Below are 24842 nucleotides of genomic sequence, written 5' to 3' on the forward strand. Positions count from 1 at the left end.
CCCGCCTGCCTGCAGCGCCTACGCGAGCGCCTAAAGTCGCTGCCCAATGTGAAACGACCCGGTCGCTCATGCGACCGGGTCGTCAAGTCCCGCCCTTCACGCTATGCCGTTCGCTTCCTCAATAGGGACCTTAACTGAACGGCATTACAGCCGAAGCTGCCCTTTTTCCGTTGCGCCACCCGCGCTGCGGATGGCGGCGAATCAGCTGCGCTTAGTTTGCGCGGCTGCGGTATTCGCCGGTACGGGTGTCGATTTCGATCTTGTCGCCGATGCTGCAGAACAGCGGCACTTGCAGCTCGAAGCCGGTGTTGATCTTGGCGCCCTTGAGCACCTTGCCCGACGAGGTGTCGCCCTTGACGGCCGGCTCGGTGTAGGTGATCTCGCGGACCAGCGTGGTCGGCATATCCACCGAGATGGCCTTGTCGTTGTAGAACACCACTTCGACGGTCATGCCGTCTTCGAGGTAGTTCAGCGAGTCACCCATGCTGTCCTGCTCGACTTCGTACTGGTTGAAGTCGGTATCCATGAACACGTACATCGGGTCGGCGAAGTACGAGTAGGTGCATTCGCGGCGTTCCAGCATCACGACTTCAAACTTGTCGTCAGCCTTGAAGACGGATTCACCCGGGGCTTCCGTCAGCAGGTTCTTGTACTTCATCTTGACCACGGCGGAGTTGCGGCCCGACTTGTTGTACTCAGCCTTCTGCACGACCATCGGGTCGGTACCGATCATGAATACGTTGCCGACGCGGAGTTCTTGTGCGGTTTTCATCTGAACTATTTCCTGAAAAAGAATGTCTCGGAATTCGGTATGGCGAAGGCGCTCTGCCGACACACTGCACGCAAGCTTGCGCGGGGCGTTTCCGTCTTCCGGCCTGGTCACCATCAAAATAACCCGCTATTTTACCCGATTTTCGCAGAAGGCCGCGAGATTTGCGGCCAGGTCGCCAAGGTGCTGCAGGCTGCGCTGCCACTGCTCGGTGGCCGCACCCAGCACGGGCAGATGGGCACGCAGGCGCGACCAGTCAGGTGATTCACCATCCTTATTCCAGCTGTGCCAGAAGGTGGAAAGTGCATTGGCAACCTCAGTCTGACCGCTTCGTTCCAGCCGCTGCAGGAACAAAGCCAGGAAGGCATCGAGCTTGACCATGTGCGCCGCATCGGATTGCGGGTAGATATGCCAGACAAAGGGCCGGCCGGCCCACTGCGCGCGCACGAACGAATCCTCGCCACGCACGAAGTTCAGGTCACATAGCCAGAGCAGTTCATCGTAGTGCTCCTGGCGCACAAAGGGCACCACCTGTACGGTCAGGTTGCCGCGCTCGAAGGCGCTGCCGGGCATGCAACCGGCCGCCCCGAACCATTCGCTTGCCTGTTGCGCCGCCAGGCCGGCCGGGACCAGGCACTGGACGGGCTCCGGGCCATCCCGCCATTGCGCGAGCAGCGCCGGCAACGCGGCGTTGGCATACGCGAACAGGCTGACTTTCAGCGCGCCGTCGATGGGCTGGAAGCCAAGGCGATGCCAGAGTGCCGCTTGGGCCGCGGGGCTGGTGCGCAGGTGCTCGCGCTGCATGCCGAGCATGGCTTCGCGCAGCAGGCCGCCCGTGCCGGGCTCGAAGCCGGGGAAGAAGAAATACTTGATCAGCGGCAGGCGCGGGTGGGGCGAGGCCATGCCGTGGTGTTCCCTGACCCAGGGTTCGGCGCTCATGTATTCGAGATTGATCCAGGCCGGCTTGGGCTCGCATGCAGCCATGGCGGCCAGGAATGCGGCCGGCAGGTCGCAGGCGAAGGACTCGATCACCGCGTCGTGCGGCGTGACCCCCGCGAAGCGCGCGGCGCTCTCCTGGGCGCTTTCCTGGTCCGTGCGCTGCCACGGGCGAATCGTCACGCCGGCAAGCACTTGCTCTGGGGCGGCGATGTCGAGGCCAGGCGCAAGGCGCGCGAAGCTGGCCAGGTCGTCCACCCACAGGCGCACGGCGTGGCCGTGTTCCTGGGCCAGCTGGCGTGCCAGCCGCCAGCAGACGCCGATATCGCCATAGTTGTCGATGACGGTGCAGAAGATGTCCCAGGAGCGGATGGCGCGATCGGGCTGAGTGGGCATGGTGGCGGGACTCCGCGAGGATTTGCTCTAAACTTGCGATTTTAGAGCTTGTTGCGCCATGGCCCCGCCGGGCATGCGCGCCACCAGCCAACCCACGGTCAATTCGCTACCGATGTCCCAGCAGGAACCTGAACCCCACGATCAGGGCGCGCCCGCCTCCGCCCAGCCGGATGGGCTACCCGAGCAGCCGACCGAAGCGTCCTCGGCGGCCCCTTGCGCGGCACCTGCCGAACCCGTGCCGGACGCGCCGTTCGACGCCAAGGCCGTGATTGCGCAATTGCCCGGCCTGCCCGGGGTCTACCGCTACTTCGATGCCCAGGGCAATGTCCTTTACGTGGGCAAGGCGCGCGACCTGAAAAAGCGCGTTTCCAGCTACTTCAACAAGACGCTGCTGTCGCCGCGCATTGCCATGATGGTGGCCAAGATCGTGCGCATCGATACCACGGTGGTGCCCACCGAGGCCGAGGCGCTGCTGCTGGAGAACAACCTGATCAAGGCGCTGGCGCCGCGCTACAACATCCTGTTCCGCGACGACAAGTCGTATCCGTTCGTCAAGCTGACCAGCCATCGCTTCCCGCGCATGGCCTACTACCGCGGCGCCACCGACCGCAAGCATCAGTATTTCGGGCCTTTCCCCAGCGCTGGCGCTGTGCGGGAAAGCATGCAGATCCTGCAGCGCGTGTTCCAGCTGCGTACCTGCGAGGACACCGTCTTTGCCAATCGCACGCGGCCTTGCCTGCTGCATCAGATCCACCGCTGCACCGGGCCTTGCGTGGGCGCCATCAGCGAGGCGGATTACACGCGCGATGTCAGCAACGCGGCGCGCTTCCTGCAAGGCCGTCAGAACGAGGTGCTCGAAGGCTTGCAGGCGAAGATGGAAGAGCACGCCGGGCGGCTCGAGTTCGAGCAGGCGGCGGCGGTGCGCGACCAGATTGGCGCGCTGTCCACCGTGCTCAAGCGGCAGGCCGTGGAGGAGGTTGGGCAGTCCAGCGACATCGACGTGCTTGCAGTGGCGGTGGAGGGTGGCCGTGCGTGCGTCAACCTGGCGATGGTGCGCGGCGGCCGTCATCTCGGCGACAAGGCTTATTTCCCGGCGCACGTCGAGGAGGGCGCGATGATTGTCGGGCACCAGGACGACGATGCCGGTGCCAGCGCGGCGATCGAGCCGGGCGTTGCGGCTGGCGAAGGCGCGGCAGCGCCCGGCGGTCCGGCCGGCATACCGGTCGAGCGCATCGCCGCCGAGGTATTGTCCGCTTTCATGGCGCAGCACTATCTGGACCAGGCCGTGCCGCCGATCCTGGTAGTGAGCCACCTGCCGCCAGACAAGGCGCTGTTGGAGGCATTGACGATGCAGGCGGGGCGCAAGGTCACGCTGGTGCGCCAGCCGCAGGGGCAGCGCCGGTCCTGGCTCGAGATGGCGCAGAAAGGCGCCGAGCTGGCGCTGTCACGCCGCCTGGCTGAGCAAGGCAGCCAGCAGGCCCGTACGCGGGCGCTGGCCGAGACGATCGGCATCGACATGGAAGACCTCGCGTTGCTGCGGGTCGAGTGCTTCGACATCAGTCACACCGCTGGCGAGGCCACGCAAGCGTCTTGCGTGGTCTTCCACCATCATGAGATGCAGAACGCGGAGTACCGCCGCTACAACATCCAGGACATCACGCCCGGCGACGACTACGCCGCCATGCGTCAGGTGCTGACCCGACGCTACCAGAAGCTGGTGGAGATGCTGGAGCAGGCGCAGGGGCAGGAGCCCGTCCCCGAGGGGGGCGAGCAAGGCGGCGAGGCGGGGGCGTCCAGTGCGCTGGCGCTGGTGCCGAACGTGGTGCTGATCGATGGCGGCAAGGGCCAGGTGGAGGTTGCGCGCCAGGTGTTCGAGGAGCTTGGCCTCGATATCGGGCTGTTGGTCGGCGTGGCCAAGGGCGAGGGCCGCAAGGTCGGGCTGGAGACGCTGATCTTCGCCGATGGCCGTCCTTCGCTGGAGCTGGGGCAGGGCAGTGCGGCGCTGATGCTGGTGGCGCAGATTCGCGACGAGGCGCACCGCTTTGCCATTACCGGCATGCGCGCGCGCCGCGCCAAGGTGCGCAACACCTCGCGGCTGGAGGAGATCGAGGGCGTCGGCGCCCGTCGCCGGCAGAAGCTGCTCACGCGCTTTGGCGGCCTGCGCGGGGTGGTCGCGGCCAGCATCGACGAACTGGCCAGCGTCGATGGCATCTCGCACGCGCTGGCTGAGGAAATCTATCGGCAGCTACATTGATCCGGCCAAATCCGACGCCCATGTGGCAGGAAATGCTCGGCCATCGTTGAAATAGGCGACAATCTCGGCGTTGCCCATTGCCGTCGTCTCGTTCCGAGCCCCCATGCCGCTGAATATACCGATCCTGCTGACCTGGCTCCGTGTTGCCATGATTCCCCTCGTGGTGGGCGTGTACTACCTGCCCGAAGCATGGCTGCCCATGCATGCCAAGAACATGACGGCAGCCGGTTTTTTCATCGTGGCCGCGGTCACCGACTGGCTGGACGGTTTCCTGGCCAGGCGCTGGAACCAGACTTCGTCCTTCGGCGCCTTCCTCGATCCGGTGGCCGACAAGCTGATGGTGGCGGCCGCGCTGCTGTCGTTGCTGGCGCTGGGCCGGGTGGCCGACCTGATCGCGCTGGTGATCATTGGCCGGGAGATCACCATCTCCGCGTTGCGTGAGTGGATGGCGCAGATCGGGGCGTCGAAGAGCGTCGCGGTGAATTTCCTCGGCAAGCTCAAGACCACCTTCCAGATGATCGCGATCCCTCTGCTGCTCTTCAACGATAGCCTGCTCGGCATCGTCGATGCTTCCGTGCTGGGCGCATGGCTGATCTATGTGGCGGCGGTGCTGACCCTGTGGTCGATGTTCTATTACATGAAGCTGGCGTGGCCGCAGATTCGCGAGCGCAGTGGCCTAAGTGGCGAGGCCACCGCACAAAAGTGATGATTCGATGAAAAATATGCTTGACGACCACGCCGCTGATTTGCAATAATCCTGTTCTCGCTTCTGACGAAACAAACCGAACGAAGCGAAAAGCAGCAAGAATGTAGCGAGATGTGAGCAGTATCGGCACATAAGCTGTGTTTTGGGTAAGAAGTTAGCAGGATCCTGCGGGAGTAGCTCAGTTGGTAGAGCGCAACCTTGCCAAGGTTGAGGTCGCGAGTTCGAGCCTCGTCTCCCGCTCCAGGTTTCGGTTAAATTTGGAAGTCCACGGTGTGTTTTTGTGGTTCCAGGTTGGCACGCAGAGTAGTCAAAGTAGTAAATGCGGGAGTAGCTCAGTTGGTAGAGCGCAACCTTGCCAAGGTTGAGGTCGCGAGTTCGAGCCTCGTCTCCCGCTCCAATCCCAAAGGGAAGCACCGCTTCCCTTTTTGTTTGTGATGGTAGTGCGCAAGCGCAACCCGGCAGGGTCTGGCGAATGCGGCTACAATCCAGCAGCCGTCACCCGGCGGGGTGGCAGAGTGGTCATGCAGCGGCCTGCAAAGCCGTGTACGCCGGTTCGATTCCGACCCCCGCCTCCAGTATCTTCAAGCACTTAGCGCTACCCTAACCGGTGGCGCTTTTGCTTTTTGGCGATCCGATCGCCGGTGCCATCCGCACCGGCAACTCCCTCCTCCCTCCTCCTTCCCCCTCTTTTTTCCCCTCAAATTTTCGCCCGATTGCGTATCTCGACTCTTTTTTGTCGTTTATCCTCTTCGATTTTTAGGACAAGTCCTAATATCGTCGCCTATTTTTGCGTTATTTCCCAATTTTGCTTCAGCAATTCACGCGGCTGCCGTAAAGGCGGGTGTGAGGGTCGTCCAAAAGACGGCTCTCCGGATTCCGAGATTGTTGCAAGCGCGCTTCCAAAACAGACTGCCTGACCCCGTTCCCGTTGCCCACGGGCGTCATTTCATCGTCCACCTTTATTGGAGAATCGGTGCGCGCCTTCGCGCGCGCCGACATTGCGCCATGAACATCACTCAACGCCTGTTAGGCACCTTGTCGCTGGCCCTGCTTGCCATGCTTGCCGTCGGAGTCGGCGGCATCTGGCAACTCCGCGAGTCGCAGGAGCGCTTTACCTACTTCAAGGACAACACGCTCGCCAGCGTGCGCACGCTGAGCGACTTGCGCGATACCGTCAGTACCATGCGCGTTTCGCTCTACCACTATGCCTTGTCCCCGGAGGCGAGCAGCCGCTCGGAGGCGGTGGCGGCTTTGGCAAAGGCGGACGAGGTTTTCGACGACACAGTCGCGCACTACGAGCGCAGTGATATCTCCGATGAGACCGACCGCAAGCTGCTGGAGGCGGATCGCGCCGCGATCAAGCAGTATCGCGCGGAGCGGGGGCGCTTCCTGGAGCGGTTTGCTGCCGGCGATGCAGAAGGCGCGCGGGGCATGCTGATGGGGGGCTCGCTCTTTGTCGCGGCCAAGGCGCTGCGTACCGCCATCAACGAGCACGTGGCGTATAACGCGGGTCTGGGCGAGCAACTGGTTTCGAGCAACGCCAAGGCGTACACGCTAGCCTTGACGATCTTTTCGGCGATTATTGCCGGCGGCTTTCTTGTCACGGGCGCAATGGGCTATTCGCTCTATCGGCGCATCCATGTCAGCCTGGCGGAGATCGAGCAGACCTTGCACTATGTGAGCAAGTCGCTGGACCTCGATCGCCGCGCTTCGGTGCGCAATGAGGATGAGATCGGACGCACGGCGGTCGCCTTCAACCAATTGATCGAGCGCGTAGCGTCGGCGCTGCGTGAAGTCCGCTTGTCGACCGATTCGGTGAGCACGGCTGCCCACCAGATTGCGGCGGGCAATGCTGACTTGTCCACGCGCACCGAGCAGCAGGCCGCGTCGCTGGAGCAGTCGGCCGCCAGCATGGAGGAGCTGACCGCGACGGTGCGGCAAAATGCCGACAATGCACGCCAGGCCAGCAGCCTGGCGGATTCCGCCGCGGATGTGGCCGAGTATGGCAGCACGGCCGTGCAGCAGATGGTGGAGACGATGGGCGCGATCAGCACCAGTTCCACCCGTATCGCGGAGATCACGACCTTGATCGAAGGCATCGCGTTCCAGACCAATATCCTGGCGCTCAACGCTGCGGTCGAAGCTGCGCGCGCTGGCGAGCAGGGCCGTGGCTTTGCGGTCGTGGCTGGCGAGGTGCGCAGCCTGGCTCAGCGTTCGTCCAGCGCGGCGAAGGAAATCAAGGACTTGATCGACACCTCGGTCGACACGGTCCGACAAGGCTCGGCGCAGGCCGAGGATGCGGGCAAGACCATGGGTGAGATTCGTCAGGCCGTGCGCCGCGTGTCCGACATCATCGGCGAGATTGCCGCAGCCTCGCGCGAGCAAAGCACCGGGATCGAGCAAGTCAATCAGGCCGTCGGGCAGATGGACCAGGTCACGCAGCAGAACGCGGCTTTGGTGGAGCAGGCGGCAGCGGCCGCGCAATCGCTGGAAGAGCAGGCCGACAAGCTGCGCGATACCGTGGCGACGTTCCAGTTGGCCGGGAGGTAGGACTTCAGGGTGGCGGGATGGCGCAGCGGCGGCGAGCTTCCGCGGCGATGGGGGCACATCTTGCCCCGATTCCGCGCTTTGCCATTGTGGTGATCGTGTTACATTCCATGTTGTAGTCTTCACGGGGCGTTCAGGGGATATCCGACCTGAACGGCGTGCCATCGTCGTCCGCTTGGACTCATGCCGCGCTTTTCGCCTCCAGGCTGCCGTAAAACTCCCGTTCCCGTTTTCCCTCAATCAGTGCGGTACCTCTCGGCCTGTGCCCGGCGTTCAACGCCGCAGCGCTGCCCAGAGGTCGCTTTGTGGTCCCCGCCATACGGCCGCTGGGGGCGGGCGGGTTGTCCAGTCACCGCCGCCATGGCCAAGCACGAGGAACCCAGAACGCATGCATCACGCTACCCCGCTCATCAGCACCATCGTCGGCGGTCTCGTCCTGGCGTTTATATTGGGCGCGCTGGCCAACCGGCTAAAGCTCCCGCCGCTGATCGGATACTTGTGCGCGGGCATCGTGGTCGGCCCGTATACGCCGGGCTACACCGCGGACCAGGCGCTGGCGCCGGAACTGGCGGAGCTTGGCGTGATTCTGCTGATGTTTGGGGTTGGCTTGCATTTCTCGCTCAAAGACCTGATGGCGGTGAAAACGATCGCCATTCCGGGGGCGGTGGTACAGATCGGCATTGCTACCTTGCTCGGGATGGGCGCGGCCTGGGGCTTTGGCTGGGACTGGGGGCCCGGCCTGGTCTTCGGGCTGGCACTTTCGGTGGCGAGCACCGTGGTGTTGCTCAAGGCTTTGCAGGAGCGCGAGCTGGTGGAGTCGCCGCAGGGCCGGATCGCGGTGGGCTGGCTGATCGTGGAAGACCTGGCCATGGTGCTGACGCTGGTGCTGCTGCCGGCGCTGGCGGGCCTGCTTACGCCGTCCGCAGATGCCACGGCGTCAGGCGCGGCGGCACCGGACTCGGGCGACATCGTGTTCGCCGTGTTCGCTACCCTGGGCAAGGTGGCCGCCTTCGTCGCGGTGATGCTGGTGATCGGCCGTCGCTTTATTCCCTGGATGCTGGAGCGCATCGTCTGGACCGGGAGCCGCGAACTGTTCCGTCTGGCGGTGTTGGCAACGGCGCTCGGCGTGGCCTTTGGCGCGTACTCGCTGTTCGGCGTGTCGTTTGCGCTTGGTGCATTCTTTGCCGGCATGGTGCTGGCGGAGTCGGAGTTCAGTCACCGCGCGGCAGAGGAGTCGCTGCCCCTGCGTGATGCGTTCGCCGTGCTGTTCTTTGTTTCGGTCGGCATGCTGTTCAACCCGATGGTGCTGATCAACGACCCCTGGGGCGTGCTGGCCACGCTGTTCATCATCGTGGTGGGCAAATCGCTCGCTGCGCTTTGCATCGTTCGGGTGTTCGGGCATTCCACCCGTACCGGCATGACCATCGCGGTCAGCCTGGCCCAGATCGGCGAGTTCTCCTTTATCCTCGCGGGCCTCGGCGTCTATCTGAAGATCCTGCCTGAGCGGGGCCACGCCCTGATCCTGGCAGGCGCATTGCTGTCCATCGTCCTAAACCCGCTGCTGTTCCACCTGCTCGATCGCTATACCGCCAAGCATGCGGGCGAAGCGGATCCCCACCCCGCATGAGTGCATGCAGCGGCCCGTGCCGCTCACTGGCTGGTCGCCGCGGCATCGCGGCGAAGATACTCCGTAAAGGCTAGCAGGCCCTGCGTAGGGTATTTGTCCTGGTGAACCACGAGATGCAGCGGCCTCACCACGTCGGGCAGGCCATCGCGCAGCGCCACCAGTGTGCCGCGCTGCAATTCGTCTTCCACCACCTGCAGCGACAGGCAACTCACGCCATAGCCGCTCATCACCGCACGCTTGATCGCTTCGGAGTTGCCCAGCTCCAGCGCGAAGCGCAACTCGCCCAGCAGTGGTGCCAGCCGCTGTTCGATGATCTCCCGCGTGCCCGAGCCGGGTTCGCGCACGACCCAGTCGGCGTCGCGCAAGGCGGCCAGATTGCCAGGGTAGCTTGCGAGCGGGTGTGACGGGCTGACCACCACCACCATCACATCGTCCCGCCAGTGGGCGCTGCGCAGGTCGCGCTCGTGGCATGTGCCCTCGATCAGCCCGATGTCCGCCTCGAAATGCAGCAACGCTTGCAGGACCTCGCGCGTGTTGCCGATGCGCATGTCGAGCGCGCAGGGCCCGCTCTGCGCATGTCGAAAGCCCGCGAGCAGGCCCGGCAGGATATAGCTGCCGATGGTGTTGCTGGCGGCAATGCGCAGTTGCACCCCGGGTTGCACGGTGAAGCGCTCGAGTTCCTGTGCCTGGTCCAGCAGCGACAGCGCGCGCGGGAAAAACAGCCGGCCGGTCTCATTGATGCTCAGGCGACGCGCGACCCGGTCAAAGAGGGCGCCGCCCAGCGTGGCCTCTAGATCCGCCAGTGCGGCGCTGACCGCGGATTGCGACATGGCCAGCGCATCGGCCGCAGCCACGGTGCTGCCGTGCTGCGCCACAGCGACGAAAACGGAGAGTTGGCGCAGGGTCAGGCGGAGCGGGCGATGAGTCATATCTGTAAAACAGGTAATGTATAGCGATATTACCTGTTTTACAGATTTCCGCCTGCTAAGTACGCTTCGGACATATTCAATATGCGCCCCGAAGCCCCCCGGCGTTACGGGCAGGACCCCCGCCATGTCTTCCATTCAATCGTCCGCAGTTGCCAATCTCGGCGCCGAACCTCCCTCGTGGCCGACCCGGGTCTTGACGCTGGTGCCGCTGGGCTTCATTGCCTGGCTGGCCATGGTGCTCTCGGCGCACCCGGCGGTCTCGCATCTCGGCATGAGCGCGCTGACGCTGGCCATGTTCGCCGGCATGGTGGCGGGCAATACGCTGCCGCAACGCTGGCTCACCCCGCTTGCGCCGGGCATGCAACTGGCGCGTCAGCAACTGCTGCGCCTCGGCGTGGCGTTGTATGGCCTGCGTCTCACATTCGGCGCGATTGCCGACCTGGGCCTGGCAGGCGTGCTGGTGCCGCTGGCCATGCTGGTCTCGACCATGCTGCTAGGCATCTGGATCGGTTCTTCTCTGCTGGGACTAAGCCGCCGGGAAGCCATCCTCGTCAGCGCGGGCAGCGCCGTATGTGGCGCCGCGGCGGCCATCGCGGTGGCTTCGGTGGTGCGCACCGACGACCGCCAGACGGCCGTTGCCGTGGCCACGGTGGTGCTGTTCGGCACGGCTGGCATGCTGCTGTATCCCTATCTGTTCGAGCTGGCCACGCAGCATTGGCACCTTGCCATCAGCGAGCGCACATTCGGCATCTACACTGGCGCCACGCTGCACGAGGTGGCACAGGTCATCGCCTCGGGCAAGATGGTCAGCGATGCCACCGCGGATGCCGCCGTGGTGACCAAGATGGTGCGCGTGTTGGCGCTGGGCCCGCTCTTGCTGGTGCTGGCGCTGTGGCCGAAGGCCGGCATCGGGCTCGAGGAAGAAGGCAAAGGCGAGAAGGCGGCGGGCGGGCGTCCGTGGGGTGCCATCCTGAAGGCGATCCCGTGGTTTGCGGTGGGGTTTGTGGCGGTGATGGCCGTGCATTCGGCGGGCCTTGTGCCCCAGGACTGGAAGCCCGCTCTGCTGGCCTTCGACAATTGGCTGCTTGCCTGCGCGATGCTGGCAATTGGCTTGCACACCCGCATCGGCACCTTGCTGCGCGCCGGGCGCAAGCCCCTGGTGCTGGCAGGCCTGCTGTTTGTATTCTTGGTGTGCGGTGGCGCGCTGTTGTGTGCGGCGGTGGCCTGAGTGCGCAATACCGGGACAGGGGAGGGTGCCGCCGGGGAGGGTGGGTGCTGGTGCGGCCGACGGGGGTCGAACCCGTAAGCCCGTAAAGGCGGCAGATTTTAAGTCTGCTGAGTCTACCAATTTCTCCACGGCCGCACGGCAAGCCCGATATTGTGGTCGGTTGGGCGCGGTGATGCAAGCTCCGCGCGGGATTTGCACCGTGGGCAGTCAGGTGGGTGGAGGCCGCGTGTATATGTGTCGTTTGTTACTCCTGGTAACAATGTAACGTTCTCGGTTTCACCTGCAATTTTCCAGGAACCTACAATACTCTTATCGAATAACGCATTTGCAAGAGGCAAGGATCATGAAACGTTGGTGGCTCGCAGGACTCGCTTTGCTTGGGGCGCTGGCATCCGGTGCGGCAATGGCCCATGTGAGCGTTGGTGTGGCGATTGGGGTGCCTGGCGTTGTGGTCGGCGGCCCGGCGTACTATCCGCCGCCAGCCTATATTGCCGCGCCGCCCGTGGTCATGGCACCTGCCCCTGTCTACTATGGACCGCCGCCGGTTATCGTGCAGCCGGCTCCGGTCTACTACGGTCCGGGGCCTGGCTATTACGGCCCGCGCTACTACGGCCGTGGCTACTACGGTCGCGGCTACTATGGGCGGGGCTACTACGGCCCCGGACATGGCCGCCATTGGCGATAAGCATGAACGACCTGCCTCGCGCAGGTTGGTAAAAGGGGCCCTGCGGGGCCCTTTCGTTTTTCAGGCGCAGCCTTGGGAGGCAAACTGTAGGCGGCAATCCGGACATGGTTCCACTGTTACCGGTAGGGTCAAAAAATTTGAAGAGACAGGTCAAACCGTCTCTCATATTCTTATTAGGGTTTCCACCTATACTGCTGCTGTGACGCCGTGATGACAAGATTCCGCAATGCTTCATCATCCGGCGCCCCTCCAGCACGACCTAATTCCCAAGAGGATCCGCCCATGAAGATCAAAAACAGCCTGGTGGCGATCGCAGCCCTGACCGCCCTCTCCGCACTCTCCGCCTCCGCCTTTGCAGCCGGTATTGCCAAGGCAGCCCCTTACACCGATGGCGCCAAGATCGGCAAGGTTGATCCCTACACCGATGGTGCCAAGATCGGCAAGGTTGACCCGTACACCGACGGCGCACGCAAGGTGGATCCGTTCACCGACGGCGCCAAGGTTGGCGATCGCCGCGACCAGTTCAGCGACGGAGCCTGAGTTTGCCGGACACAAGCCTGCAGCCCTGAGGGCTTCGGCCGTCCGCATCCGGTAACGCCGTGAATCATCGAAAGACCCGCCTCGAGCGGGTCTTTTGCTTTTTGCGGGCAGGTGCCAGGACGGTGGCGGCATGGTCATGCCAAGGGCCGTGGCGCTATACTTCCGGCTCACTGAAATGATCTTCGAGGAGAGTGGTATGCAGCAAAAAACCGTGCTGACGGCAGATGATGTGAAGAAGGTACTGGCCGCAGCCGAGCTGGAAGCCAAGAATCACCAATGGGCGGTTTCGATTGCCATCGTGGACGACGGTGGTCACCTGCTGGCATTGCAACGCCTGGACGGCGCTGCACCGATTTCGAGCTACATCGCCACCGAAAAGGCACGCACGTCGTCGCTGGGCCGTCGCGAGTCCAAGGTTTACGAAGACATGATCAACAACGGCCGTCACTCTTTCATGACCGCGCCGGTGCTGCAAGGCATGCTGGAAGGTGGTGTGCCTATCGTGGTCAATGACCAGGTCGTGGGTGCAGTTGGCGTGTCGGGCGTGAAGTCGACCGAAGACGCACAGATTGCGCGTGCGGGCATTGCCGCCCTGGGCGTCTGATACTCGCTAGCAAACAGCGGCGGCCGTGGTGCTGGCAGTGAGCGTGGCTCACTGTCCAGGCACCTCCTGCCGACTGCGGAGCGAATCGCTTGTGCTCCATGATGCTGAAGCCTATCGACGGGCTTTGGCATCGGGCTGCCGGTTCCGGTAGCCCTTCTTGCATCGAAATCCCGTACAGCGTTACATGGTTGCCACGATGGTTTCCCACGGCATGGCTTGTGCTGGCGCGTGCGCGCCTGGGCACGGTTACTTCGTCAGGATCAGCTTGCCATAGCGCGTGATGCGTAGCGTGTAGACCTCGCCGTTATGCAGGATCGGCAGCAGGTTGGCGCCGCGCATCAGCGAATCCAGGGGCACCGCATCCCCTGCGGGCGCTGCGGGGAGGTTGTCGCGCACCAGGGCTTCGAGCCGGGCGGGCAGGGCAGCTACAGCAGATTTCATCGATTCGATCGCCGCGCTGGCTGGGCTTTCGCGCCGCGCCTGCGCAGCCTTGTTGGGATTAACTTCGACCCGGCGCAGAGAAAGGCGGCGACGGGTGACTTCATGCGGTTGCGACAGCGGCAGGGTCAGGGTGCTCATGGGCGGGCTCCGGTCCGGTGGTCCGTGGCGGCTACGCGGGACTGCGAGCGGTCACGACCGGGTTCAAGTTGGCCCAATCTTAAATGAGAATTGTTATCATTACAATGGGGATTTTTAATCGTGCCGGACGGGCTAGCGCAAACAAAAAGGGCACTCCATGGAGTGCCCTTTTTGTCGATGCTGCGCCGCCGGCCCAAAGGGCACGGCGCGAACAACGCTAATGCTTGGGTTCCGTGATGAACCCGATCTTGCCCAAGCCGCCGTGCTGCGCGGCTGCCATGACTTCCGCCACACGCTCATAGCGCACGTCGCGATCGGCCCGCAGATGCAGTTCAGGCTGCGGCTGCTGCTGCGCGGCCTGGGCGATGTTGGCTTCGAGCGTAGGCTCGTCCACCTCAGCCTGGTTCCAGAAGATCTTGCCGTTGGCGTCAATCGCCAGGTTGATGTTCTGCGGCTTGGGATCGTTGGGCGTGTTGGTTGCACGCGGAAGGTCGATCTTGACCGTGTGGTTGATCACGGGAATGGTGATGATGAAGATGATCAGCAGCACCAGCATGACGTCGACCAGCGGCGTCATGTTGATTTCGCTCATTACTTCGTCATCGTCCGAGTCGAGGGTGCCGAATGCCATGATGACTTCCTTGTTGCCGTGCTGCGGCCTTACTGATTCTTGACTGCGAGGCGCACACCGTTGTCATCGGTGGCACGCGCACTGGCGCTGGTCGGGCGCACACGGGCGCCGGTGACGAAGTAGGCGTGCAGGTCGTGGGCGAAGCGGTTGAGTTTCGAGATCACGCCTTTGTTGCCGCGGGTCAGCGCGTTGTAGCCGAGCACGGCGGGGATCGCAACGGCCAGGCCGAAGGCGGTCATGATCAGCGCCTCGCCCACCGGGCCTGCCACCTTGTCGATGGTCGGCACGCCGGAGGCGCCGATGTTGATCAGCGCGTGATAGATGCCCCATACGGTACCGAACAGGCCAACGAAAGGCGCGGTGGAGCCGACGGATGCCAACACGGCCAGGCCCGATTGCATGCGTGCAACGGCCTCGTCGATGGCGCTCTTGAGCGAGCGGGTGATCCAGTCCGAGATGTCCATCACGTCGTGCAGCTGCGGCTGGCTGGCGCGATGGTGCTGCGCGGCTTCCTTGCCGGTCATGGCGAGCGTGCGGAACGGGTTGGCTTCGCTGCTGCCAAGGGTTTCGAGGGCGTGGTCGAAATCGTCGGAGTGCCAGAACTGCTTTTCGGCGCCATGCGCCATCTTCTTGAGCCGGAAGAGGTCCCACGCCTTCGTGAGAATCACGATCCACGAAGCCAGCGACATGATGAGCAGAATGATGGCGGTGGCACGCATGACGAAATCGCCTTGCGTCCAGAGGTGAGAAAGTCCGAGGTCCTGCATGTTGGTTCCTGGTGAGGTCGGTATTGAAATCAGTTGAGTTCGAACCCGATCGGCTGCTGGGCGGTAACCGCCACGGCACGACCGTTGTCCAGATAGGGCTTGCAGCGCATGCGTCGCACCGCGTCCTCGGCGGCCTGATCCAGCCTGGAGGATCCGCTTGAGGTCACGACCGCGGTCTTGACCACCTTGCCGGTATCGTCAGTAGTCAGACGCACCACGGCCTTGCCGGTTTCACCCATGCGGCGCGATTGCGACGGATAGGTTGGCTGCGGCGGGCTGCACTGGATCTCGCCAATGCCGACCGCGCGTGGCGCTGCCGACACAGGAGCGGCTGGCTCGGGGGCGGGCGCAGGCGGTGCCGGCGGGGCAGGCGGCGCGGGCGGCGCTTCCACGGCATTGGGCGTAGGCGGCAGCGATGCCACCGGCGTCGGCGTGGGGCGCGGTTGCGGCGGTGCAGGCTTGGGTGTGGTGACCTTCACCTGTTTGGGCGGGGTTTCCGGTTTGGGCTTTGGCGTCTCTACGGCGGGTTTTTGGGGTGGCTCAAGCGGGATGATGCGGGCGACGACTTCGGGCGAGATCACGGCCTCCGTGATCTTGCGCCCCAGCCCGCTCTGGATCAGGTAAAGCAGGCCGGCGTGGAACAGCAGGACGGCGAGCGTGATCTTGAAAAAACGTTGATCGAACATGAGAAAACAGCAGATGTCGGCGAATTGGCGCGGCGCCGGCTTTATTAGCGATAGGGCCTATTTGCGATAGAACAGGATCAGCGAGATGCCACAACCGACCAGCAAGCTAAGCAGCAATTCCATGATAAACGCTCCTTCAACAGTGATGCCGGTGGGAGCGCCGCTCTCGAGGCAGCGTGTCAGGTCGCCAGTATAAACGATAATGATTCTTATTTGGTGGCATTTTGTGCAATGCATTGAATCGCTGCCGCGCAGCCGTCTTTATACGCCGATTTGGCGATGGCTTCCCGTGGCTGCGACAAAATGCGCGCTCTCGCACGGCACAGGGTTGCCGGCAATGCCCGATCTGCCACAAAGCGCGCTAGCATAGGAAAAAGACGAACCAACCGAGCCATTCGAGCATTTTGCCGCGCTGGCCGCGGCGCCCCCCGTGCGAGAGGACCAGGCCATGGATTTCACCCGTTTCGCCGACGACGACCGCTCGACCCTCCTGCGTGCTGCGACCGGCTCGCCATGCACCTCCGCGCTCGACTGGATGTGCGCCCAGTTCGCCCTGCGGGTCGTGTGCTCGCTGGGGCCCAGATTCAACCTGCGCAGCAATATCAACGACATCCTGACCGTCAGCGCCCAGGAGATGGTGTGGCCGTATGGTGTGGTGTTGCGCGTCCAGCGCTTCCTTGCCGCGCGCTGCGCCGATATGCCGGCCTGGAAAGGCGCCGCCCGCCTCACGCCCGAAGAATTCCTGGAGCGGCACGGGCAATGGAACAGCGCGTTCGACGAGAGCGCGCTGTTCTACTATCTGGATGAGTACGTCAAGCATCACGCCAAGGATATGTTCGCCGTGTTCGACGCGTCGGCGGCGGCGCTGGCAGCACGGCTGGATGGCGAGCGCGTGCTGCTGGTGCGTAACATCGACATGCTCAGCCATGTGCTGGATTTGCCCGAGCACGAGCGCAAGCTGTTGCTGTACGCGGCGCTCGCAAAGTACAAGCGGGACCTGCGCGCGGTGATGGTGGACTGCAAGGTGGCGCACAGCCAGGAAGCCTTCCAGATCCTCGCCGGCTTGACCGGCGCTAGTCCGGCCGCGGTGGCGATCTCGCTGCGGCCCGGCTCGCGCCTGGAGACCCTCAACTTGATCGAGCAGCCGCTGCCCGAGAACAGCGTGACCGATCTGGGCGACCTGATGCGCCTGTCGGATCGGCTGCTGCATGTTCTGCTTGGCAACTACGCGAACGAAGCCGAGATGATGGCGGTGTTCACGCGCCCGGCGGCCGCCCCCACGCTTGGCACCGGCGACTATCCGCACGTGGAGACCGATGCGCGCTACCTGTCGGCGCTGCTGGCCAACGCCACGCAGCAGCATGCCTGCGGCGTCAACGTGTTGATCTACGGCCCACCCGGCACCGGCAAGACCGAGTTCGCGAGGCTGCTGGCGCGCGAGGCTGGCTGCGAGTTGTACGAAGTGGACTGCCTGGACCGCGACGGCAACAGCTTGTCAGGCAAGGATCGCTATCGCTCGCTGCAGGTGTCGCAGGCGTTCCTGCGTGGCCGCCCGCGCACGGCTCTGCTATTCGATGAAGTCGAGGATGTGTTCCCGGGCAGCGCGCGCGAACTCACCAGCCTGTTCGGCCAGGAGGACCCGCGCGGCTCGGTGAACGGCAAGGCCTGGGTCAACCAGACGCTGGAGCAGAACCCGGTCCCGGTGATCTGGATTTCCAACTCGATTCGCCAGATCGACCCGGCCTACCTGCGCCGTTTCCAGTTTCACCTGGAGCTGAAGATCCCGCCCCCGCTGGTGCGCGAGAACATCATTCGCAAGCACCTGGGCACGCTGGACGTGAGCGACGCCTTTATCGCGTCGCTGGCCGCCCGCAAGACCCTGACGCCGGCGCAGGTGCAATCGGCCGCGCGCTTCGTGCAACTGGCGGGCTCGGGCGTGGCCGAGCCGGTGGAGGCGCTGATCTTGCGGCAGCTTGACCATGCCGACCGCGCCATGGGACTGCGCCCGGAAGTGGAGGGGCGCCCGGTGGTGACGCACTACCGCCTGGATTACCTGAATCTGGAGACACGCTATGAGGTCGGCAAGATCGTGCAGGCGCTCAAGGCACGGCAGCGCGGGACCTTGTGTTTCTATGGCCCCCCCGGCACCGGCAAGACCGCGCTGGCCGAGCACATCGCCGCCGCGCTCGAGCAACCGCTGATGATCCGGCGCGCCTCCGACCTGATGAGCAAGTACGTGGGGGAAACCGAGCAGCAGATCGCGGCGATGTTCGCGCGCGCGGAGGAAGACGGCGCCATCCTGCTGCTCGACGAAGCCGACAGCTTCATGCAAAGCCGGCAGAACGCCGTGCGCAATTACGAGGTGTCCGAGGTCAACGAGATGCTTCAGGGCATGGAGCGCTTCAACGGCATCTTCGTTTGCACCACCAACCTGTTCGAGCGGATCGACGAGGCGGCGCTGCGCCGCTTTTCGTTCAAGATCCGTTTCCTGCCGCTCAAGCCCGAGCAACGCACGGCGATGTTCGTCGAGGAAGCGCTGGATGCCGATCCGCAGCGCATGGATGCAACCATGCGCGAGGAGCTGGCGAAGATGGATTGCCTGACGCCGGGCGACTTTGCCACGGTCAAGCGTCAGTGCGTGCTGCTTGGCGAGACGCTGACGCCGGACGAGTTCCTGGCGCAGTTGCGCCAGGAGCATGCCGTCAAGCCGGATGTGCGGCAGCGCCGGCCGCTGGGGTTCCTGCAATGACCTGAAGCGGGAGCCGATGCCTTATTCGAATGCCGGCGCGGGCTCGATCACGAGGGTTTCCGCGGGCGCATCCACATGCAGCAGCGCCGCGGCCATGGCGCGCAGATGGGCGGCGTCCTTGGTCGAGGTGTAGCGGTCGTTGGGCACCGCGTCGGCGTTTGCAGCCATGTCGTGCTCGGCCAGCTTGCGCCGAAGTTGCCGCGCGATCGCATCACCGGTATCGACCAGCGTCAAACGGTCGCCCACCAGCTCACGCACGGTGTCCGACAGGAAGGGGTAGTGGGTGCAGCCAAGCACCAGCGTATCGGCGCCGGCCTCGAGCATGGGCGACAGGTAGGCGGTGAGTTTCTCGCGTACGGCCGGGCCATCCACATCGCCTTGCTCGATCAGCGGCACCAGCCCGACGCCAGCCTCGCAGAGGAAGCGGCTCTCGCCTTCCAGGGAGGCAAGCAGGCGGCCGAACTTTGTGCTCTTCAATGTGTTACCCGTGGCCAGCACGCCAACCACTTTGCTGCGGCTGGCGGCGGCGGCGGGTTTCAGGCCGGGCTCGACGCCGATGATCGGCAACGCCAGCTTTTCGCGCAGCGTCTGCACCGCATGCATGGTCGCAGTGTTGCAGGCGATCACCAGGGCCTTGCAGCCCTGGGCCACCAGCCATTCGCAAACCTGCAGCGTGCGCGCCTCGACAAAATGCTCGGGCTTCTCGCCATAGGGCGCGTACTTCGAGTCGGCCACATAGATCAGCGATTCCTGCGGGAGCAGGGCACGGATTTCGCGCAATACGGACAGGCCGCCGAGGCCGGAATCAAAGATGCCGATGGGTGCGTTGTTCACAGGAGGGATCGAGGCAATCAAGAGGTTAGGTAGCAAAAAGCCGGGTCGGATGACCCGGCTCTTGCAGACAGCGTCGCTGTCACGGCGTGGTTCGCGTTACAGCGCAGCGACCGGGATCTTGCCGATCTTGGCTTGCCATTCGGCGGGGCCGGTCTTGTGTACCGAGGTGCCTTCGCTGTCCACGGCGACTGTCACGGGCATGTCCTTGACGTCGAACTCGTAGATGGCTTCCATGCCCAGGTCTTCGAAGCCGACGACCTTGGCGTGCCGGATAGCCTTGGCCACCAGGTAGGCCGCGCCGCCGACTGCCATCAGGTAGGCCGACTTGTGCTTCTTGATGGCCTCGATCGCCACCGGGCCGCGCTCGGCCTTGCCGATCATCGAGATCAGGCCGGTTTCGGCCAGCATCATCTCGGTGAACTTGTCCATGCGGGTAGCGGTGGTGGGACCTGCCGGGCCGACGGCTTCGTCGCGCACCGGATCGACCGGGCCCACGTAGTAGATCACGCGGTTGGTGAAGTCCACCGGCAGCTTCTCGCCCTTGGCCAGCATGTCGGCGATGCGCTTGTGCGCGGCGTCGCGGCCGGTCAGCATCTTGCCGTTGAGCAGCAGGGTCTGGCCCGGCTTCCACGAGGCGACTTCTGCCGGCGTCAGCGTGTTCAGGTCGACGCGCTTGGAGGTCTCGGTGTTCGGTGCCCACTCGACCTTCGGCCAGGCCGACAGGTCGGGCGCCTCGAGCTTGGCCGGGCCGCTGCCGTCCAGCGTGAAGTGCACATGGCGGGTGGCCGCGCAGTTCGGGATCATCGCGACCGGCTTGGAAGCCGCGTGGGTGGGGTAGCCCATGATCTTGACGTCCAGCACGGTGGCCAGGCCGCCCAGGCCTTGCGCGCCGATGCCCAGCGCGTTGACCTTCTCGTACAGCTCGACGCGCATTTCCTCGATCCAGTCCTGCGGGCCGCGAGCGATCACGTCCTGGATGTCGATTGGGTCCATCAGCGATTCCTTGGCCATGACCATGGCCTTCTCCGCAGTGCCGCCGATGCCGATGCCCAGCATGCCCGGCGGGCACCAGCCAGCGCCCATGGTCGGCACGGTCTTGAGCACCCAGTCGACGATGGAATCGGACGGGTTGAGCATGACGAACTTCGACTTGTTCTCCGAACCGCCGCCCTTGGCCGCCACCTGGATGTCCACTGTATTGCCCGGGACCACTTCGTAGTGGATCACGGCAGGGGTGTTGTCCTTGGTGTTCTTGCGGCCGCCTTCGGGCGGGCTCACGATGGATGCGCGCAGCACGTTGTCCGGGTTGGTGTAGCCGCGGCGCACGCCTTCGTTGATCATGTCCGACAGGCCCATGGTGGCGCCATCCCAGCGCACATCCATGCCGACCTTGACGAAGATCGTCACGATGCCGGTGTCCTGGCAGATCGGGCGCTTGCCTTCAGCGCACATGCGGCTGTTGGTCAGGATCTGCGCGATCGCATCCTTGGCCGCGGGACTTTGCTCCAGCTCATAGGCACGGCCCAGGCTGGTGATGTAGTCCATCGGGTGGTAATAGCTGATGTATTGCAGGGAGTCGGCGACGCTCTGGATGAGGTCTTCTTGTTTGATGACAGTCATTTTTGTGGGGAGGACAGTCGAGGGGAAATTCAGCCCGAAATCATACACCTAGCGAGGGGGAGGTGCCGGACTGCATGCGGCTGTCGACAGGAGTGCAGGTGCGCTTCGCTGCGCACGGCTGGCCGATGCGCCACCTGCCGCGGAGTTCTTCCCGTGCCTGCCACGCTTGCCTTACAGGGCCTTACGGGCAGGCGAAATGGCGTAGTCGTTCCTGCAGACGCTCTCGGCTAACCTGAGCAGCGGCAAGGGTACGATGAACACCGTTGGTAACTTCGTCACCACGCAGGCATAAAGAACCACCCGCAAGGGCGTGCTGCTAAAGCGCCGGCTTTCGGCGAAAAAAACCGCAGCCGTGGCCGCGGTTTCGTGATGCCGGCATTGGGCCGAAACCCCTCAATGGGCTAGCCCTTGCCTGTCCTGCTGGCGCGCCACGCGCGGCGGGCCAGCGGCCCGGGCCAGCTCGCCAGCGCGATGCCGGCCAGCACGCAGGCGAGTGCCACGCCGTGCGGCCAGCCCGGTGTCTCCCCTAGGAACACAATGCCGTAGGTGGCGGCCGCGATCGGCAGCACCGCAGTGAACACGCCCGCCATCTGTGCCGGCACATGGCGCACGCCTTTCATCCACAGCCAGAACGAGAAGATGCTGGCCGACAGCGCATACCAGAGCACCATCCACCATATGCTCGCCGGAACCGATGTCATGTCGAATTGCAGCAGCGGCATCAGGCCCAGTGGCAGCATCAGCAGCCCGCCGATCAAGTGCGTATAGGCGCAGATCTCGATGGCCGCCAGTGTTTGCGCCAGCCGCCGCGAGAGGATCACGTAGATCGATTCGCAGATCACCGCGCCCATGATCATCAGGTTGCCGAGCAGCGCATGCTCGCCGCCGATGCTGGCAGCGCTGCCGCCGCCATGGTCCGTGCCACGTGCCACGTTCAGCATCGCGATGCCCGCCACCGCCAGCAAGACCGAGAATACCGTGCGCCGCGATAGCCGTTCGCGCAGGATCAGCCACGAGAGCAGGGCCACGGTCGCCGGGATGGTGCTGGTGATCACGCCCGCGGCCATGGCGCTGGTCAGCCGCACGCCACCCAGCATCAGCAGCGTGAACAGGAACGTGCCAAAAAAGGCTTGCAGGAAGAGGTTGAACCATTCGCCGCGCGAGACGGCGCGCATGCGCGCGGGCCGGTACCAGGGCGCCAGGCACACAATGGCGATGGCGAAGCGCAGCAGCGCGAACAGCAGGATGGGTACGTAGGCGACGATGGCCTTGCCCAGCCCGACATTGCTGCCGACGAGGGCCATTGAGGCAATCAGGAAGAGGGCGTGGATGGGCACGGGGTCTGGGTGGYGGCGCTGTTTGGTCGGGATCTGGCCGGCTTCTGGCCTGGTTCTGGCACGGTACTGGCCGCGATTTGGCGACGATTTGGCGACGACCTGGCGAGTAATGGCCGGTGGCTCGCGGTGGCGCATTGCGCTGAGCACTTCTGTCGGCGAAGGACCGCAATGCCGCAGCGCCGCGTTCGGGATAGGGCTCGCGGCATTATAGCTGTGCTAGCCTAATGGAGAAGTCTGCACATCCATCCCCGTGCCAGGCCGTTAGCCATGGTGCGCTGCAGCAGCCGGCGCACGGGTGCCGGCATGCGCGCGGGTTGGGTTTGGCAGCGTCAGGTTTAAGTAAGCCGTCGAGCGTAAGTTCGCAGCCAGGCAGCCACGCTATATCAGGAGACAAACAAATGTCCGCCATCGAGTCCGTGATGCAGGAGCATCGCATTTTCAATCCCCCGGAGTCGTTCGCCAAGCAAGCTGCGATCCCCAGCATGGAGGCTTACCAGGCTTTGTGCGACGAGGCCGAGCGCGACTACGAGGGTTTCTGGGCGCGCCACGCCCGCGAGCAACTGCACTGGACCAAGCCCTTCACCAAGGTGCTGGACGAGAGCAATGCGCCGTTTTACAAGTGGTTCGAGGACGGCGAGCTCAATGCCTCCTTTAACTGCCTGGACCGCAACCTGGACAACGGCAATGCCGAGAAGGTGGCCATTGTCTTCGAGGCCGACGACGGCACTGTTACCAAGGTCACCTATCGCCAGCTGCATGCCCAGGTGTGCCAGTTCGCCAACGGCCTCAAGGCGTTGGGCATCAGGAAGGGCGACCGCGTCGTCATCTATATGCCCATGTCCGTCGAGGGCGTCGTAGCCATGCAAGCCTGCGCGCGCCTTGGCGCCACGCACTCGGTGGTGTTCGGCGGCTTCTCCGCCAAGTCGCTGCAAGAGCGGCTGGTCGACGTGGGCGCGGTGGCGCTGATCACCGCCGACGAGCAGATGCGCGGCGGCAAGGCGTTGCCACTCAAGGCCATCGCCGATGAAGCGCTGGCGCTGGGTGGCTGCGAAGCCGTGAAGAGCGTGATCGTGTACCGCCGCACGGGCGGCAAGGTCAACTGGGCCGAAGGCCGCGACCGCTGGATGGACGATGTCGCCGCCGGCCAGCCGCTGACCTGCGAAGCCGAGCCCGTCAGCGCCGAGCATCCGTTGTTCGTGCTCTACACCTCGGGCTCAACCGGCAAGCCCAAGGGCGTGCAGCACAGCACCGGCGGCTACCTGCTGTGGGCGTTGATGACGATGAAGTGGAGCTTCGACATCAAGCCCGACGACATGTTCTGGTGTACCGCCGATATCGGCTGGGTCACCGGGCACACCTATATCGCCTACGGTCCGCTGGCCGCCGGCGCCACGCAGGTGGTGTTCGAAGGGGTGCCCACGTATCCCAACGCCGGCCGCTTCTGGGACATGATCGCGCGCCACAAGGTCAGCATCTTCTACACCGCGCCGACCGCGATCCGCTCGCTGATCAAGGCGGCCGAGGCCGACGAGAAGATCCATCCCAAGCAATACGACCTGTCCAGCCTGCGCCTGCTGGGCACGGTGGGCGAGCCGATCAACCCCGAAGCTTGGATGTGGTACCACCGCAATATCGGCGGCGAGCGCTGCCCGGTGGTCGACACCTTCTGGCAGACCGAGACCGGCGGCCACATGATCACGCCGCTGCCGGGCGCCACGCCGCTGGTGCCGGGCTCGTGCACCTTGCCGCTGCCGGGCATCATCGCGGCCATCGTCGATGAGACAGGGCAGGACGTGCCGAATGGCAGCGGTGGCATCCTGGTGGTCAAGCGGCCCTGGCCTTCGATGATACGCACCATCTGGGGCGACCCGGAGCGCTTCAAGAAGAGCTACTTCCCGGAAGAGCTCGGCGGCAAGCTGTACCTTGCCGGCGACGGCTCGATCCGTGACAAGGAGACCGGCTACTTCACCATCATGGGCCGTATCGACGACGTGCTCAACGTTTCGGGCCACCGCATGGGCACGATGGAAATCGAGTCCGCGCTGGTGTCCAACCCGATGGTGGCGGAAGCCGCGGTGGTGGGCCGCCCTGACGACATGACCGGCGAGGCCATCTGCGCCTTCGTGGTGCTCAAGCGCTCCCGCCCGAACGAGGAAGAAGCCAAGCAGATCGCCGCCGAACTGCGCAACTGGGTGGGCAAGGAGATCGGCCCGATCGCCAAGCCCAAGGACATTCGCTTCGGCGATAACCTGCCCAAGACGCGTTCCGGCAAGATCATGCGGCGCCTGTTGCGCTCGCTGGCCAAGAACGAAGAGATCACCCAGGACACGTCCACCCTGGAAAACCCCGCCATCCTGGAGCAGTTGAAGCAGGCACAATAACGCGATAGCGCGGTCATACGCCCCTGCCGGCACGCCT

At 64.2% G+C, this 24842-nt stretch carries 20 protein-coding genes, 4 tRNA genes and 1 pseudogene; 14 read left to right on the forward strand and 11 right to left on the reverse strand.

The annotated features are described in order from the left end of the window. A pseudogene (locus AB4061_RS32820) lies at positions 1-138 on the forward strand (IS4 family transposase); the annotation flags it as partial. Positions 139-211: 73 nt separating this feature from the next. Here AB4061_RS32820 and efp read toward each other — a convergent pair. Next, positions 212-772 carry an elongation factor P gene (gene efp / locus AB4061_RS32825; protein WP_043347839.1) on the reverse strand — a complete coding sequence of 187 codons (561 nt, stop codon included), beginning with the start codon at positions 770-772 and terminating at the stop codon, positions 212-214. Positions 773-898: 126 nt separating this feature from the next. Beyond that, positions 899-2101, reverse strand: a complete 1203-nt coding sequence (gene earP, locus AB4061_RS32830; RefSeq protein ID WP_441640366.1) for an elongation factor P maturation arginine rhamnosyltransferase EarP — start codon at positions 2099-2101, stop codon at positions 899-901. 112 nt (positions 2102-2213) lie between these two features. Here earP and uvrC point away from each other — a divergent pair, with 112 nt between their 5' ends. The 7 genes from uvrC (at position 2214) to ybaL (ending at position 9235) form a co-directional block, all read left to right on the forward strand. Continuing rightward, positions 2214-4355 (forward strand): excinuclease ABC subunit UvrC, encoded by a 2142-nt coding sequence (uvrC, locus tag AB4061_RS32835; protein WP_441640398.1) that lies wholly within the window; start codon positions 2214-2216, stop codon positions 4353-4355. 103 nt (positions 4356-4458) lie between these two features. Further along, complete coding sequence (gene pgsA, locus AB4061_RS32840) at positions 4459-5061, forward strand: CDP-diacylglycerol--glycerol-3-phosphate 3-phosphatidyltransferase (RefSeq protein WP_150983177.1); 603 nt, start codon at positions 4459-4461, stop codon at positions 5059-5061. 167 nt (positions 5062-5228) lie between these two features. Further along, positions 5229-5304, forward strand: a tRNA-Gly gene (locus tag AB4061_RS32845). Positions 5305-5382: 78 nt separating this feature from the next. After that, positions 5383-5458: transfer RNA gene (locus AB4061_RS32850), tRNA-Gly, on the forward strand. Between the two features lie 104 nt (positions 5459-5562). After that, positions 5563-5636: transfer RNA gene (locus tag AB4061_RS32855), tRNA-Cys, on the forward strand. 430 nt (positions 5637-6066) lie between these two features. Further along, positions 6067-7611: a methyl-accepting chemotaxis protein gene (locus tag AB4061_RS32860; RefSeq protein WP_441640367.1), complete on the forward strand. Its 1545-nt coding sequence runs from the start codon at positions 6067-6069 to the stop codon at positions 7609-7611. A 385-nt stretch (positions 7612-7996) separates the two neighbouring features. Beyond that, positions 7997-9235, forward strand: a complete 1239-nt coding sequence (ybaL, locus tag AB4061_RS32865) for a YbaL family putative K(+) efflux transporter (RefSeq protein ID WP_441640368.1) — start codon at positions 7997-7999, stop codon at positions 9233-9235. Between the two features lie 23 nt (positions 9236-9258). On the opposite strand, the gene AB4061_RS32870 is transcribed toward ybaL, so the two are convergent. Continuing rightward, positions 9259-10164, reverse strand: coding sequence for a LysR family transcriptional regulator (locus tag AB4061_RS32870; RefSeq protein WP_441640369.1), 906 nt, complete (start codon positions 10162-10164; stop codon positions 9259-9261). 124 nt (positions 10165-10288) lie between these two features. On the opposite strand from AB4061_RS32870, the gene AB4061_RS32875 reads away from it, so the two are divergent. Beyond that, entirely contained in the window at positions 10289-11392 is a 1104-nt protein-coding gene (locus AB4061_RS32875) for a YeiH family protein (protein ID WP_441640370.1), read from the forward strand. A 48-nt stretch (positions 11393-11440) separates the two neighbouring features. Here AB4061_RS32875 and AB4061_RS32880 read toward each other — a convergent pair. Next, positions 11441-11527, reverse strand: a tRNA-Leu gene (locus AB4061_RS32880). 208 nt (positions 11528-11735) lie between these two features. On the opposite strand from AB4061_RS32880, the gene AB4061_RS32885 reads away from it, so the two are divergent. From AB4061_RS32885 to AB4061_RS32895, 3 genes are all read left to right on the forward strand, one after another. Beyond that, complete coding sequence (locus AB4061_RS32885; protein ID WP_441640371.1) at positions 11736-12077, forward strand: hypothetical protein; 342 nt, start codon at positions 11736-11738, stop codon at positions 12075-12077. 282 nt (positions 12078-12359) lie between these two features. Continuing rightward, the gene (locus AB4061_RS32890; protein WP_441640372.1) at positions 12360-12617 is read left to right on the forward strand and encodes a hypothetical protein; all 258 of its coding nucleotides are present in this window, start codon (positions 12360-12362) and stop codon (positions 12615-12617) included. Positions 12618-12813: 196 nt separating this feature from the next. Then, a complete protein-coding gene (locus AB4061_RS32895; protein ID WP_006158644.1) occupies positions 12814-13221 on the forward strand; it encodes a heme-binding protein in 408 nt (135 codons plus the stop codon). A 246-nt stretch (positions 13222-13467) separates the two neighbouring features. Here the strand turns inward: AB4061_RS32895 and AB4061_RS32900 are convergent, their stop codons facing one another. The 4 genes from AB4061_RS32900 to AB4061_RS32915 form a co-directional block, all read right to left on the reverse strand. Beyond that, positions 13468-13800 (reverse strand): hemin uptake protein HemP, encoded by a 333-nt coding sequence (locus AB4061_RS32900; RefSeq protein WP_441640373.1) that lies wholly within the window; start codon positions 13798-13800, stop codon positions 13468-13470. A gap of 217 nt (positions 13801-14017) precedes the next feature. Beyond that, entirely contained in the window at positions 14018-14431 is a 414-nt protein-coding gene (locus AB4061_RS32905; protein WP_441640374.1) for an ExbD/TolR family protein, read from the reverse strand. A gap of 29 nt (positions 14432-14460) precedes the next feature. Next, positions 14461-15198, reverse strand: coding sequence for a MotA/TolQ/ExbB proton channel family protein (locus tag AB4061_RS32910; protein WP_150983190.1), 738 nt, complete (start codon positions 15196-15198; stop codon positions 14461-14463). 29 nt (positions 15199-15227) lie between these two features. Beyond that, positions 15228-15884 carry an energy transducer TonB gene (locus AB4061_RS32915; RefSeq protein WP_441640375.1) on the reverse strand — a complete coding sequence of 219 codons (657 nt, stop codon included), beginning with the start codon at positions 15882-15884 and terminating at the stop codon, positions 15228-15230. Between the two features lie 448 nt (positions 15885-16332). Between AB4061_RS32915 and AB4061_RS32920 the strand changes: the two genes are divergently transcribed. Then, positions 16333-18633: an AAA family ATPase gene (locus AB4061_RS32920; protein ID WP_441640376.1), complete on the forward strand. Its 2301-nt coding sequence runs from the start codon at positions 16333-16335 to the stop codon at positions 18631-18633. Positions 18634-18654: 21 nt separating this feature from the next. Here the strand turns inward: AB4061_RS32920 and murI are convergent, their stop codons facing one another. The 3 genes from murI to AB4061_RS32935 all read right to left on the reverse strand — a co-directional run bounded on the left by murI (position 18655) and on the right by AB4061_RS32935 (position 22424). Then, entirely contained in the window at positions 18655-19467 is an 813-nt protein-coding gene (gene murI / locus AB4061_RS32925) for a glutamate racemase (protein WP_441640377.1), read from the reverse strand. 96 nt (positions 19468-19563) lie between these two features. Beyond that, the gene (locus AB4061_RS32930) at positions 19564-21087 is read right to left on the reverse strand and encodes a fumarate hydratase (RefSeq protein WP_183035092.1); all 1524 of its coding nucleotides are present in this window, start codon (positions 21085-21087) and stop codon (positions 19564-19566) included. A gap of 401 nt (positions 21088-21488) precedes the next feature. Continuing rightward, the gene (locus AB4061_RS32935; protein ID WP_441640378.1) at positions 21489-22424 is read right to left on the reverse strand and encodes a DMT family transporter; all 936 of its coding nucleotides are present in this window, start codon (positions 22422-22424) and stop codon (positions 21489-21491) included. 398 nt (positions 22425-22822) lie between these two features. Between AB4061_RS32935 and acs the strand changes: the two genes are divergently transcribed. Further along, positions 22823-24805 carry an acetate--CoA ligase gene (gene acs, locus AB4061_RS32940; protein WP_441640379.1) on the forward strand — a complete coding sequence of 661 codons (1983 nt, stop codon included), beginning with the start codon at positions 22823-22825 and terminating at the stop codon, positions 24803-24805. Positions 24806-24842: the final 37 nt, after the last annotated feature.

Source organism: Cupriavidus sp. YAF13 (assembly GCF_052113425.1).
Lineage (GTDB): Bacteria > Pseudomonadota > Gammaproteobacteria > Burkholderiales > Burkholderiaceae > Cupriavidus.

What these genes read in the sequence shown, in the direction of transcription:
- AB4061_RS32930 (WP_183035092.1), bottom strand. Translation starts at nt 21,087, where the DNA reads ATGACTGTCATCAAACAAGAAGACCTCATCCAGAGCGTCGCCGACTCC.
- acs (WP_441640379.1), top strand. Translation starts at nt 22,823, where the DNA reads ATGTCCGCCATCGAGTCCGTGATGCAGGAGCATCGCATTTTCAATCCC.
- AB4061_RS32915 (WP_441640375.1), bottom strand. Translation starts at nt 15,884, where the DNA reads ATGTTCGATCAACGTTTTTTCAAGATCACGCTCGCCGTCCTGCTGTTC.
- uvrC (WP_441640398.1), top strand. Translation starts at nt 2,214, where the DNA reads ATGTCCCAGCAGGAACCTGAACCCCACGATCAGGGCGCGCCCGCCTCC.
- AB4061_RS32895 (WP_006158644.1), top strand. Translation starts at nt 12,814, where the DNA reads ATGCAGCAAAAAACCGTGCTGACGGCAGATGATGTGAAGAAGGTACTG.
- AB4061_RS32870 (WP_441640369.1), bottom strand. Translation starts at nt 10,164, where the DNA reads ATGACTCATCGCCCGCTCCGCCTGACCCTGCGCCAACTCTCCGTTTTC.
- AB4061_RS32860 (WP_441640367.1), top strand. Translation starts at nt 6,067, where the DNA reads ATGAACATCACTCAACGCCTGTTAGGCACCTTGTCGCTGGCCCTGCTT.
- ybaL (WP_441640368.1), top strand. Translation starts at nt 7,997, where the DNA reads ATGCATCACGCTACCCCGCTCATCAGCACCATCGTCGGCGGTCTCGTC.
- efp (WP_043347839.1), bottom strand. Translation starts at nt 772, where the DNA reads ATGAAAACCGCACAAGAACTCCGCGTCGGCAACGTATTCATGATCGGT.
- earP (WP_441640366.1), bottom strand. Translation starts at nt 2,101, where the DNA reads ATGCCCACTCAGCCCGATCGCGCCATCCGCTCCTGGGACATCTTCTGC.
- AB4061_RS32920 (WP_441640376.1), top strand. Translation starts at nt 16,333, where the DNA reads ATGGATTTCACCCGTTTCGCCGACGACGACCGCTCGACCCTCCTGCGT.
- AB4061_RS32875 (WP_441640370.1), top strand. Translation starts at nt 10,289, where the DNA reads ATGTCTTCCATTCAATCGTCCGCAGTTGCCAATCTCGGCGCCGAACCT.
- pgsA (WP_150983177.1), top strand. Translation starts at nt 4,459, where the DNA reads ATGCCGCTGAATATACCGATCCTGCTGACCTGGCTCCGTGTTGCCATG.
- AB4061_RS32910 (WP_150983190.1), bottom strand. Translation starts at nt 15,198, where the DNA reads ATGCAGGACCTCGGACTTTCTCACCTCTGGACGCAAGGCGATTTCGTC.
- AB4061_RS32900 (WP_441640373.1), bottom strand. Translation starts at nt 13,800, where the DNA reads ATGAGCACCCTGACCCTGCCGCTGTCGCAACCGCATGAAGTCACCCGT.
- AB4061_RS32885 (WP_441640371.1), top strand. Translation starts at nt 11,736, where the DNA reads ATGAAACGTTGGTGGCTCGCAGGACTCGCTTTGCTTGGGGCGCTGGCA.
- AB4061_RS32905 (WP_441640374.1), bottom strand. Translation starts at nt 14,431, where the DNA reads ATGGCATTCGGCACCCTCGACTCGGACGATGACGAAGTAATGAGCGAA.
- AB4061_RS32890 (WP_441640372.1), top strand. Translation starts at nt 12,360, where the DNA reads ATGAAGATCAAAAACAGCCTGGTGGCGATCGCAGCCCTGACCGCCCTC.